Source organism: Psychrobacter sp. CAL346-MNA-CIBAN-0220 (assembly GCF_040309805.1).
Lineage (GTDB): Bacteria > Pseudomonadota > Gammaproteobacteria > Pseudomonadales > Moraxellaceae > Psychrobacter.
The window spans coordinates 34,045-46,288 of record NZ_JBEOPF010000006.1 but is presented as its reverse complement, the minus strand read 5'-3'; the positions used below and the strand labels follow the sequence as shown (position 1 = coordinate 46,288).

The window sequence follows — 12,244 nt, the reverse complement described above, 5'->3', positions numbered from 1 at the left end:
AGGTGACATCATGATGCTAAATGCAACTGAGTTTCTAACGCCGAATGCCATTAACGTGGACACGGTTAATGAAACGATTGCGAAAGTCACGCTCGAACCGTTAGAACGCGGCTTTGGGCATACCTTAGGGAATGCCTTACGTCGCATCTTGTTATCTTCATTACCTGGCGCAGCCGTCATTGAAGCTGAGATTGATGGTGTTGACCATGAATACTCAACGCTTGAAGGTCTGCAAGAAGACGTACTTGACCTACTTTTAAACTTGAAAGGCTTGGCCATTACCCTTCATGACCAAAATGAAGTATTTTTGACCTTGGATAAACAAGGTCCAGGCACCATTACTGCTGCAGACATCGCCCTGCCGCATAATGTCGATATTATCAATCCAGAATTGGTATTGGGTACATTAAGCGATCGTGGTCATCTTAAGATGCGTCTGCGCGTAGTTATGGGTCGTGGATACGAGCCAGCAAATCAGCGCCGTGAAGATGGCGACACTAAAGCAATTGGCCGTTTAAAGCTTGATGCAAGCTTTAGCCCAGTACTTCGTGTTGCTTATCAGGTTGAGAACGCACGTGTAGAACAACGTACCGATCTTGATCGTCTTATCGTCGAGCTTGAAACTAATGGCACTATTGATCCAGAAGAAGCAATTCGTAAAGCAGCGACTATTCTACAACAACAGATTTCTATCTTTGTTGATCTAGAAGCTGAAGAAGCGCCTGAGCCTGTGAAAGAAAAAGAAGAGGTTGATCCGGTGCTATTACGCCCCGTGGACGACCTTGAACTAACGGTTCGCTCAGCCAACTGCTTGAAAGCTGAAAACATTTACTATATCGGTGATTTGGTCCAGCGTTCAGAGACTGAACTACTTAAAACCCCAAATCTTGGTAAGAAATCATTAACGGAAATCAAAGACGTGCTAGCATCTAAAGACTTAGAGCTTGGAATGCGCCTTGATAATTGGCCTCCAGCTGATTTACGTGTTGATGATCGCTTTTCTTATCGTAGCCGTTAAACTTTAAGGATATTTGACCATGCGCCATCGTAAGAGTGGAGTCAAGCTGGGTCGTACCGGCAGTCATCGCAAAGCAATGTTCCAGAACATGACCAACTCATTATTTGAGCATGAACTGATTAAAACAACATTACCAAAAGCTAAAGAATTGCGCCGTGTTGCTGAGCCTTTAATCACTATGGCTAAAGACGACAGCGTTGCTAATCGCCGTCTAGCATTCAGCCGTATGCGTAGCAAATCTATGGTAGGCAAACTATTTGGCACGTTAGGTCCTCGTTACCAAACGCGTCCAGGTGGCTATCTGCGTATCGTAAAATGTGGCCATCGTGATGGTGACAACGCACCAATGGCTTATGTAGAATTGGTTGATCGTGACTAATTTTATACGCTAATTGTATATTGCATAAAAAAAAGCTTCAATTTATTGGAGCTTTTTTTATGCTTATTATTCGAAATGTAAAGCTATCTAAAACATACTGCCTTAGTCAAAGCAGCTCTCCATTTACAATAACAATGAGCTGACGTCAGCTGCTCCCTGTCTAATGATTACAGGTTGGCCACTGGTCATGTCGACGATGGTGGTTAGCTTAGTGGTTTTAATACCTGCATTAATCAAGCCGTCTATCTGATTACCTAATAACTCTTCAATATCAAACGGATCATCTAATACATGATCATGGGTAGGCAGTATCATTGAGCTGGTCAATATTGGTTCACCCATTGCTGTCAATAATGCTTGAGCAATAGGATTACTGGGCACTCGAATACCAATAGTCTTCTTCTTAGCATGCGCCAGTTTTTTAGGAACATCTTTAGTAGCGTTCAAAATAAAAGTAATGGGTGCAGGCGTATGGGCTTTGAGCTGCTTAAATTGGACATTGTCTACTGCTGCATAAGTGGCGATCTCGCTTAAATCACGACACAGCAACGTAAATTGATGCTTATCATCAAGTTCACGGATTTGTTTGAGCTTATCGAGGGCATCTTTGGCCCCTAAACGGCAACCAAAAGCATAGCTAGTATCAGTAGGATATATAATTAATTTGTCATTACGAAGTAAGGCAGCCGCTTGTTCAATCAGGCGCGGCTGAGGGTCTTCAGGATGAATATAGAAGGTTTGCATGGCTAGCTCCTTATGTAGTACTGGCTGAATATTTTATTGGTTTTATGTTTTATACAAGATTAAAAATTACTTAATACTCAACTAGTATAGCGTTAAAGCGAAGGTAGGTCATAGAGCCGTGCCGTTAATAAAGGTAGGGAATCGTTAAGTCAGTCAATGATAAGCAGTAGTTTATAATACAGATGGTGTTTCAGCTATTCTAAAACGCATGTCGTTAATAGCGCTCGCAATAGTATTTTGGCATCTCGCGGTAGCTGTTCCGGTTGTTGAATATAAAGCTGTGCTTGCTGATAGACATCATCGGTAAAGGTACTGGCACTGGTATCAAAGGTGGAAAATAAATTATCTTGTGAGACCTGGAAAGGTCGTTTGCAGGCAAGGGCAAACAAGCACTCTAAAGCTTGGGGTTTGATCTCTACACGTTCAAAGGCCTGCTGCTGCGCTGCACTGCGGCCATCAGGTGCATACCAATAGCCAAAATCAGAGAGTTGCCTACGGTCATGACCGGCAACGCACCAATGGCTAGCCTCATGCAAAGCGCTGGAAAAGAAGCCATGTGCAAACTCAATACGCGCCACCCTAGCATCACTGGCAGGAAAGTATTCAGGCTCATGTTCACCGCGAACCAACCTTACTTTTTGAGCAGAAAACAAGTGATCAAATAATTTTATTAACCAGTCAGCAGCTGCTTTCTCGTTACGCTTAGCTAAAGTAGCTAACTCATTGTTGTTTGTATTACTCTGATCTTCAAGTCGATCAATAGTGGTTAATTTTTGCCATTGCTGTCTAAAACATTGTAAATACTCATCTACCTGGATGCTCATTGTCTCTAGAGGCTCTTTTCTTATTGCATTGTCTAACTCAATAAGACGTTGTAATAGTAATTTCTCATTATCGTAGATGAGCAAAGTCGTAAAATCAGGAGTTATAGTGTCAGATATCATAAATAAAACATTAACCAAATAAAAAATTTGTTTATTAAAACCAGCATTTTATTGTTTTTAAGCGCAAATAATAAAACGCTTCATCATACGAGGCGTCAAAAATATTAACATACTAGCGCTAGCGTCATACTACGCTTTCCGATAGTATGGCAGGCAATATTATACACCGTTTTTGATTAATGAGGCCGCGTATGTCAAGTACTCCAGCAAGCAAACCATCAGTGGTTCACGCTGATGATACCCAAGCGTCCATATCAGTGAGTATGCCTGAATATATTGCCTTAGATAAATGGGCAGACAGCGGTTTTGAATGGACAGGGCAGGTAGCACCAATATCATTTGAGCGCCTAGCCACCCAGCTGACCACAGAGCACGAGCAGCCTGAATTACAGATTGAGGCGAATCTATATCGCCGTAATAATGTACTGCATCTTGCCTTTAAACTCACCGGTGAAATATGGCTCAGTTGTCAGCGTTGCCTGCAACCTATCGCCATTGATCTAACAGATGATTACGATATCGCATTATTAGATGATGATAGCCAAGTGCGTTTGGTTAATAATGAGCAAGATTATTTATTATTAGCGGAAGTGGTCAGTGAGCAAACTCCTGAGCGTTTATTGCCATTTAAGAACTTAATTGAAGATGAGATATTACTCAAAGCACCAATGGCACCGAAGCATGATGATTGTGATATGGCTGTTGAGCAGTTCGGAGAGATACCAGAAGAAGAAAACGAAAGTCCCTTTGCCGCATTGGCGTCATTAAAAGGCAAACTGTCTGAGTAGCGGTTTCAAATATTATTTCTACATAGTGATTTAGAGCAATTCAATAATCGTACTGCTCTAACAATAAATAAACGTTAGAAATAGGCTGATAAACCGTTCTTTGTATTATCAAAGGTTATTTGTTGGCAGCTTTGTACATAAGAGTGCAAGGCAGAGCTTTATTAATCTTTTAAACATGCGTATAATGTCCGGTTTATTGCATTCTAGCAACAAGCTGCTTGTTGATAAAAACTGATTGAGCAAACTATCTATAAAGTTTAGATTTAATTAGTTTTTTAATGCATGTAGTAACCAATTAATTTAATGATGCGTAAGGTTTAGGTTGTTGTGGCTATTATAAGCTATAAGCCTGAGCCAGTATCGATTAAAGCTGAATTTCAAGCTTATCCCTTTAAGTATAGGAGCTATATCATGGCCGTTCAAAAAAGCCGCAAAAGCCGTTCACGTCGTGACATGCGCCGTTCACATCACCACATGACTGTGGCTGAGTTAAGTGTAGATGCCACCACTGGTGAAAAACATCGTCGTCATCATATGACTAAAGACGGTTTTTACCGTGGTCGTCAATTGTTTAAAGTCAGTCAAGACGCTTAAGTTATTGACTGGTTGATATTTGATGCGGAACTATCATAGTGATACCAATTAACTATAATAGCTCCGCATAAATGTCATTAGGCAGTAAGCGTTGAGCTAACAGAAGCCAAGTTATTTCGCTATCATATATTATGTAGCTAGATAACTTGGCTTTTTGTTATTTAGGCTTTATTAGAGAACAGTTAGCTTGAGGCAGTACTTAAAGCGATTGCCGTTATAAATTTAAAGGCGTTGCCTTGCATTACGGGCTGATATGATAAAGTAGCTGGCTATGATAATAGTACGCATCGGTGTATAGTTCAGTGACAATCAGTTATTATTGATAACCTACTAAAATACTATCTCAAAATAGCACTCAATCTTATAATATTACCCCATTCGTTCTAGGGACATTTCCAATTTACTTAAGGAATATTGGCTATGGCATCTGCACCTGATATAAAATCAACACCGCCATCTCGCATTGCAATCATCTTTCCTGGGCAAGGGTCACAAGCCGTAAACATGACTGCTGAACTTGCTGAACTTTATCCACAAATTCACGATACATTCAATGAAGCGAGTGAGGCTCTTGGCGAAGATCTGTGGGCAATTTGTCAAGATGAAGAGCGACTTAACCAAACTCAGTATACCCAACCTGCATTATTGACCGCCAGCATTGCCATTTGGCGTATTTTGCAAACTAAAATAAATAAAGCACCTTGCTACTTAGCAGGGCACTCTTTGGGTGAATATAGTGCGCTCTGCGCGGCTGGTGTCCTCTCTTTTGCGGATGCCGTACGACTGGTACATAAGCGTGGTCAGTTAATGCAACAAGCCGTTGAAGGTATTGATACGGCTATGGCAGCGGTATTAGGACTAGAAGATCATCGGGTCGAGACTTTATGTGAGCAGGCGACTGAGCATGTCGATGGTGCTATTGTTGGGGCGGCGAATTTTAATAGCCCAGGGCAAGTGGTCGTATCGGGTAATGCTGCCGGCGTTACTGCGGTGATTGATAAAGTACAGAATACTGGTAAAAAAGCCATTCCTTTAAAAGTTAGTGTGCCCTCGCATTGTGCCCTTATGAAGCCTGCAAGTAGTGCACTTGCTGAGGCCCTAGCAGCAATCAAATTTGATCAAGCGACTATTCCGGTTATCCAAAATCGTCATGCCAGAGTTGAGACTGGTATTCAAGGTATCAAGCAGGCACTAACCGACCAGCTAAGTGAACCGGTATTGTGGTCGCAGACTATGCAGGAACTGGCTGATAAACAAATTAATATCTTAATCGAATGCGGTAGTGGCAACGTTTTGAGCAATCTGGCCAAGCGCCAAGCACATCCTATCGCCAGCTATCCGGTAGACAAACCTGCCCGCCTAGACAAATTAATGGAGGTATTATCATGAGCCGAACGATTACATTAGTTTCTGGTGCCAGCCGTGGCATTGGTAAAGCAGTTGCCAAGCGTTTTGCTAAAGAAGGTCACTTTGTTATTGGTACTGCGACCACTGAAAAAGGGGCGGCACTTATTGATGCCTATCTACATGATACTGGCGGTATTGGTCGGGTTTTAGATGTGCGTGATGGAGCGCAGATTGATAAACTGTTTGAAGAGATCGAAAGCGTATACGGTGCGGTACAAGTACTGATTAATAATGCCGGTATCACCCAAGACGGTCTGCTAATGCGCATGAAAGACGACGATTGGGAAAATGTGGTTGATACTAACTTGTCATCAGTATATCGAATGAGCAAACGCGCTGTTCGTGGAATGATGAAAGCTCGGCGTGGCCGGATTATTAATATTAGCTCTGTAGTTGCTCAAATGGGCAATGCGGGACAGTCTAACTATGCGGCAACCAAAGCTGGCGTCGAAGGATTTAGTCGTACATTGGCACGCGAGATAGGGTCACGGCAAGTCACTATTAATTGTGTTGCCCCAGGTTTGATTGAAACTGATATGACCGATGAGCTCGATGAACGCTTGTTAAATTCTATGCTAGATGCGGTACCTATTAGTCGTCTTGGTCAACCAGAAGATATTGCTGCCGCGGTATCGTTTTTAGCAAGCGATGAAGCCAGTTACATTACTGGAGCGGTCATTCCTGTCAATGGTGGTATGTATATGTAGCACATTAATAGACGTTACGTTCGTACCATAAAACTTTGTGTGCACGAGTGTAAACTATAATAAATGGTGCTATAATAACGGACACTTTTGTGTCAAAGACCTGTATCATAACAAGGTCTTATAAGGCATCAAATAAAATGCAACGCTCGTTATGGTATGTTAAAGCTGGCATAATATATTGCATTCTACATAACGCCATCAGCTTGAACAAAGTAGCTATTTGGTGATTTTAAAAATTGATAGATAAAAAGGAGAAATCTATATGAGTAATGATACCGAGTTAAGAGTAAAATCTGCAGTAGCCGAGCAACTAGGTATGAATGTTGAAGACGTCAATAACGACGCCTCTTTCATGGAAGACCTAGGTGCTGATTCACTAGATCTAGTCGAATTGGTTATGTCATTTGAAAGTGATTTTGGCATTACTATTCCTGACGAAGATTCAGCAGAATTAACTACCGTTCAAAAAGCAATTGATTACGTACAAGCTCAACTGTAAGTAGCTCTTGTCATAGCAGATTTTGCTATACCGCTTATCTTTACGGATAAGCGGTTTTTTTGTGTCTGCTATTAACATAAGCGCTGTTAATTTAACATTACTCAACATACTCTTACTATCCAAAACTATCCAAAATACAAGCCTTTGATATACTCATAATTGGCAAGAAGCCAGTAAATCAAAATAAACTAATGGTAATAAACAGACATCATTAGCATCGTAATAGAAGAATCACTAATAATTAACAACAATACTCTAAGGAAACGTTATATGGGAATTTTTAGTTTTGCGAAAGACATTGGTGACAAAATCTTCAACCGTGATGATGAGAAGCATGATGCTAAAGTAGAAACTAAAGCAGATGCTAACATCCAAGCAAAAGATAGCGAACCTTCTGCTCAGTCGGTCGCGAGCCTCCTCTTACGCCGTATCCAACAACAACATCTTAGTATCAATAATCTAAAAGTTAAATATAACGGTTCAACAGATACTGCAGAAATCAGTGGTACGGCTAAAACTCAAGCTGACCGTGAAAAAGCAATTATTGCTATTGGTAACGTGCAGAATGTTGCAAAAGTTATTGATAATATTGACATCGAAGAAGACGCACCAGAATCTACTATGTATACGGTAAAATCTGGCGATAGCTTATCTAAAATTGCTCAAAACGTTTATGGTTCTTCAGCAGACTATACGAAAATATTTGAAGCCAACAAGCCAATGTTGTCTGATCCAGACAAGATTTACCCTGGACAAGTATTACGTATTCCTAAACCATAATGTTAATAACTGTTCTATTCAATATAGAATAATGAATAATAAAAAAACGCTTTTTAATATTAAAAGGCGTTTCTTTTACTGAATTTTTTGAATAGTTAACCTATTTATAGTCAATGTTTGATTATAATTAATTTTTCTCTTTGCTCGTCAATTGCCCAGTCGATATGCTCATCAAGCATGTCACCGTGAACGTTTAATTTAGACGTTAAATGCGCAATGATCTCCGTACTGGCATTAGCGTTACCCAGACCGATGGCAATATTGCGTAAAAAATTAACATAACCTGTGCGTCTGAGCGGACTACCTTGAGTATACTGCAAAAAATCTGCCTCTTGCCACTGCCACAGCTCAAGCAGACTGCTGTTATCAAGCTGATGCCTAGGCGCAAAGTCCTCGACCGTCGTCAGCTTAGCATAGCGATTCCAAGGGCAAATCAGTTGGCAATCATCACAGCCAAATACCCGATTGCCAATAGCGCGGCGGTACTTAGTATCAATCGCGCCATCATGCTCAATCGTTAGATAAGAAATGCAGGCTGCCGCATTGAGCTCATGAGGGGCGACAATCGCTTGTGTTGGGCAAATATCAATACAGGCGCTACAACTGCCACAATGAGCGGTTATAGGCTTATCATCGGGCAACTCAAGACTCAAGAACAGCTCACCTAACACAAAAAACGAACCGGCTTGTTTATTTAGCAGTAAAGTATGCTTACCTGTCCAGCCAAGTCCGGCGGCATCTGCTATTGGCCGCTCAAAGATAGGGGCGGAGTCACTAAACGGTCGAAAGATAAATGGGGTTTCAGCGCCAATCGCTAAATGCTGCCATTCAGGGAGCATGGACTCGATCTGTAGTGCCAACTGTTTTAAACGACCACGCATGGTTTTATGATAATCGCGACCGCGAGCATAGCGAGCGATAATGCCACTATTAGGTCGATTATTATCATCGATAGCTCGCGGCGTTGGTGCTTGGGTGAGGTAATCCATACGCACACTGATGATAGTCTTTGCGCCTTGAACCAGCTGCTCTGGATGCGCACGCAAGTCATGATTATTATGCATAAACTGTAATTGGCCCTCATAGCCTTTATCTAGCCAACGTTGTAGTTGCTGCATCTGCTTAGTAAATAAAGGATGGTGCACCGACAAAAACCCGCAGTCAGCAAAGCCTAATGCCTGAGCTTTGGTTTTAATCCAGCGTTTTACATCCTCTGCAGTAGTAAAATTTGTGGTAGCAACCACGTCAATTGTTTTCGGCGACACTTTAATATTCATAAATAGCTATAAAAGGTTAGGTCAATGCCATTATGATAAGCCAGATATCTGAGAGCGCAAGTATAAAAGAAAATAAATAGACACTTATAATAAATGGGTACTCATATTGATACATAATGCTAAGTAAGCTTTTGCTAAGCTTATATAAGTGAATAGCAAGTCATAGCAGTTACGTTATAAAATCTTAGAATAATAAATGAGGATCAACCATGCAAACCCAAACGTCTCCACTTTCAACAGGTTCGTCACTGCCTATCGCGCTATATAGCAGTCAACAGGTTTATAATATGGAGCGTGCTTGGTTTGCACAAGGTTATAGTAGCTTTGGTCTGATGCAGCAAGCAGCTTGGCAAATGGCACAACGTGTTATGCGGCTTTATGACCAGCAACAGCAATCGAAAACCTTTGGTCAAGGTATGGATATTAGGCGCGATAATAGTCAGCTGCGAGCCAGTATCTGGGTAGGGAGTGGTAATAACGGCGGTGATGGTTGGCTAATCGCACATTACTTACAGCAAGCCGGCTGGCAAGTACACGTCATGACCGTTGGTATTGATGAGATTGAAGATATTAGTGTTTCTGAAAATGCTGATTCAGCATCCTTATCTGATTCAATACAAGCACAGCGAATGGCACTAGCAGCAGGTTGTTCTTATCAGCGTTTTGAGGACAATGCCTGTGATCAAAACCAAACAGCTCAAAGTGAACAAGAGAAGCAAGACTCTCACATACTACAAAATAAAATTACTGCAAAATTTCCTGCTGATGTTTATATCGATGCGCTATTTGGTATTGGCCTTGATCGAGCACCCGCAGGTATCTATAAACAAGCGATTACGATATTTAATTATGCCGCTAAACAAGTCAAGGCTTTAGTAATAGCAGTCGACATTCCCAGTGGTTTGGTTGCCTCAACTGGACAAGTATTTGACCATGTAGCAATACAAGCCGACGTCACCTTATGTCTAGTTGCGCGTAAGTTTGGACTTCATACTAAAGACGGTATGGACTACGCTGGAGAAGTGTTCGATATACCGCTGATACCTCATGTAACAACTGAGGTAGCGGCTACGTTACTTACCACTGCATATGGCCTCTCTACACGCCGAAATAACAGTTATAAAGGCAGCTATGGACACGTTTTAGTCATTGGTGGTAATAGGGTAAATGGCTCACAAGGTATGGGCGGGGCGGCCATATTAGCGGCTGCCAGCGCTATGGCTACTGGAGCGGGTAAAATAACTGTCGCTTGTCATGATGCTTTTTACGGTGCATTATTAACCTCGCTACCGGATGCTATGACTATTGATTTGCACGATATAGACGGGGTGACACGCCTAATTAAAGAGGCCAGCATTGTGGCTATTGGTATGGGACTGGGCCGTGATGAAAAGGCACAGGGTTTATTTACAAGCTATATTCAAGTAGCAATAGCAGAGGGTAAACCGATAGTGATAGATGCTGATGGCCTTTATCATTTGGCATCCCTACCAGAGGACAATCCTAAGTTGGTCACCCAGCTTCGAGAACACAGTCAAAATTACCAAGTCTGCTTGACCCCGCATAGCGGTGAGGCGGCTAGATTATTGAATAAAAAAGTCACGGATGTAGAAGCTGATCGATTAGCGGCAATAAAGCAGTGCGCTGATATTTATGGTGGAAACTGGGTTCTTAAGGGGGCAGGTTCCTTGGTACTAGAGCAGGTATTAGAACAAGAGCAAATATACGTCTGCGCTGTCGGTAATGCTGGTATGGCAACAGCTGGTATGGGTGATGTGTTGTCTGGTGTGACCGCAGGCTTGTTAGCACAGCAGGATTTAGAGGGCGGACAGCGGAGCTTACGTCAGGCAGTAATCATTCATGGGTTAGCAGGGGATACATTGGTTAATCAGCAATCATGTGACTCTAATAAAAACGCTCAGTTATTTATCGGACAGCGGGGCTTGCAAGCACAAGATATGCCGGTAGCTATTCGTCATGTAATGCAGGTAATCACCAACTAAAAATAGCAAGATATAGACAGTCTAGTTGAACGCTCAAGTAGTAGTGTCCTTGCAGTATTGACTGAGCGCTTGCTGAACACGCTCCCGCTTAAGCTCAATCTCGCGGCTATCTAAATACTCACGCTTACCGCTAGCGTCCATCTCATAGATACGCCCGCCAACATTGAGATTGGTCAGATTATTACGTAGCGACTGACAGCGCTGAGTATTTGCTTGCGCCTCTTGGTCTTTGATACGTGCTTCTAATTGTGCGACTCGCTGTTCCTCAGCGTTTTGGGTATTCTTATTTTGGTTAGCCTCAGTTTTGCCTGCCATTTGCCCGGTATTGGTTTGGCGACCATCATTACGAAACTCAAGAATCTCAATATTTTTACCGTTTTTCGGTGGATATTGGCTGTACTTAATCTCCCCATGGACACCAATAGATTTATACACCTCTATAGCATAGCCGACATTCATGGTAAGCACCAGCATACACACCGTACTGATACTAATAAGCAGTTTGGCAGCCGTATTTATCCTAGGTGTACAGACCATAGTAGCTATCCCTTCAATTAAATAACAAGTGTATGTCTTTATCAGTGGACATCGTATCAGCGTATGGATACTCATGCTGATAGGATAGCGCTTGATTTTAACAAAAAATACTTATCAGTGTATATTATTTAATAACTAATAGTTAAGGGTGGGCTTCACAAATTTTTCTTGACAATAGTGCCTAAACCGCCGAATATAATAGCAGTTGGTTGGTCAGTGAGCGGCTTTTATACTATTGCCGTAGCACTTGAAGACTAAATCTACTTAGCTGCTTATCAGTAGTTAAGAGAGATTTATTTTCTTTGTGACAATAGCGCAGTAAAAATAGCGATCTTAACGACCGTTCTTGATAACTGTGTTTTTTGTCTCCGGACTTATCGGTCTACAATGACTAAAGTAAACTTATTGTTTTGAACACGCCAAATATGATGTCTATATTGGGTAATGGCAAGTACGATATAATCTGCTAAGCGATTTTTAAGGTACCTTACTAATAAGACTATCTTGATCTTTAATATTAGCTTCAATAGTTATTCTATTGTTATATGTCATTACATTTATAGTAAA

The 12,244-nt window shown here is 41.6% G+C and carries 13 protein-coding genes; 9 read left to right on the top strand and 4 right to left on the bottom strand.

All coding sequences use genetic code 11. The features are described 5' to 3' along the window. Positions 1 to 10 precede the first annotated feature (10 nt). Both AAEY88_RS11315 and rplQ read left to right on the top strand, forming a co-directional pair. Positions 11 to 1,018, top strand: a complete 1,008-nt coding sequence (locus AAEY88_RS11315) for a DNA-directed RNA polymerase subunit alpha (RefSeq protein WP_087040762.1) — start codon at positions 11 to 13, stop codon at positions 1,016 to 1,018. A gap of 19 nt (positions 1,019 to 1,037) precedes the next feature. Beyond that, on the top strand, positions 1,038 to 1,397 hold the full coding sequence (gene rplQ, locus AAEY88_RS11310; protein WP_201617858.1) for a 50S ribosomal protein L17: 360 nt from the start codon (positions 1,038 to 1,040) through the stop codon (positions 1,395 to 1,397). A gap of 123 nt (positions 1,398 to 1,520) precedes the next feature. On the opposite strand, the gene AAEY88_RS11305 is transcribed toward rplQ, so the two are convergent. Next, positions 1,521 to 2,141, bottom strand: a complete 621-nt coding sequence (locus AAEY88_RS11305) for an L-threonylcarbamoyladenylate synthase (protein ID WP_350562467.1) — start codon at positions 2,139 to 2,141, stop codon at positions 1,521 to 1,523. A 194-nt stretch (positions 2,142 to 2,335) separates the two neighbouring features. Next, positions 2,336 to 3,085, bottom strand: a complete 750-nt coding sequence (locus AAEY88_RS11300; protein ID WP_350562465.1) for an elongation factor P hydroxylase — start codon at positions 3,083 to 3,085, stop codon at positions 2,336 to 2,338. Between the two features lie 191 nt (positions 3,086 to 3,276). Between AAEY88_RS11300 and AAEY88_RS11295 the strand changes: the two genes are divergently transcribed. The 6 genes from AAEY88_RS11295 to lysM all read left to right on the top strand — a co-directional run bounded on the left by AAEY88_RS11295 (position 3,277) and on the right by lysM (position 7,860). Then, positions 3,277 to 3,873, top strand: a complete 597-nt coding sequence (locus AAEY88_RS11295) for a YceD family protein (RefSeq protein ID WP_350562463.1) — start codon at positions 3,277 to 3,279, stop codon at positions 3,871 to 3,873. 411 nt (positions 3,874 to 4,284) lie between these two features. Continuing rightward, positions 4,285 to 4,467, top strand: coding sequence for a 50S ribosomal protein L32 (gene rpmF / locus AAEY88_RS11290; RefSeq protein ID WP_199507791.1), 183 nt, complete (start codon positions 4,285 to 4,287; stop codon positions 4,465 to 4,467). A 420-nt stretch (positions 4,468 to 4,887) separates the two neighbouring features. Then, complete coding sequence (gene fabD / locus AAEY88_RS11285; protein ID WP_350562461.1) at positions 4,888 to 5,856, top strand: ACP S-malonyltransferase; 969 nt, start codon at positions 4,888 to 4,890, stop codon at positions 5,854 to 5,856. Continuing rightward, positions 5,847 to 6,581 carry a 3-oxoacyl-ACP reductase FabG gene (fabG, locus tag AAEY88_RS11280; RefSeq protein WP_350562616.1) on the top strand — a complete coding sequence of 245 codons (735 nt, stop codon included), beginning with the start codon at positions 5,847 to 5,849 and terminating at the stop codon, positions 6,579 to 6,581. The genes fabD and fabG overlap by 10 nt, the downstream gene beginning before the upstream one ends. Before the next feature lie 262 nt (positions 6,582 to 6,843). Next, on the top strand, positions 6,844 to 7,080 hold the full coding sequence (gene acpP, locus AAEY88_RS11275) for an acyl carrier protein (RefSeq protein WP_195206327.1): 237 nt from the start codon (positions 6,844 to 6,846) through the stop codon (positions 7,078 to 7,080). A 270-nt stretch (positions 7,081 to 7,350) separates the two neighbouring features. After that, the gene (lysM, locus tag AAEY88_RS11270; protein ID WP_350562459.1) at positions 7,351 to 7,860 is read left to right on the top strand and encodes a peptidoglycan-binding protein LysM; all 510 of its coding nucleotides are present in this window, start codon (positions 7,351 to 7,353) and stop codon (positions 7,858 to 7,860) included. A gap of 110 nt (positions 7,861 to 7,970) precedes the next feature. Here lysM and queG read toward each other — a convergent pair whose 3' ends face one another. Next, on the bottom strand, positions 7,971 to 9,137 hold the full coding sequence (gene queG / locus AAEY88_RS11265; protein ID WP_350562457.1) for a tRNA epoxyqueuosine(34) reductase QueG: 1,167 nt from the start codon (positions 9,135 to 9,137) through the stop codon (positions 7,971 to 7,973). Between the two features lie 209 nt (positions 9,138 to 9,346). On the opposite strand from queG, the gene AAEY88_RS11260 reads away from it, so the two are divergent. Next, complete coding sequence (locus AAEY88_RS11260) at positions 9,347 to 11,140, top strand: NAD(P)H-hydrate dehydratase (RefSeq protein WP_350562455.1); 1,794 nt, start codon at positions 9,347 to 9,349, stop codon at positions 11,138 to 11,140. Positions 11,141 to 11,173: 33 nt separating this feature from the next. On the opposite strand, the gene AAEY88_RS11255 is transcribed toward AAEY88_RS11260, so the two are convergent. Continuing rightward, entirely contained in the window at positions 11,174 to 11,677 is a 504-nt protein-coding gene (locus AAEY88_RS11255) for a DUF4124 domain-containing protein (RefSeq protein ID WP_350562453.1), read from the bottom strand. Positions 11,678 to 12,244: the final 567 nt, after the last annotated feature.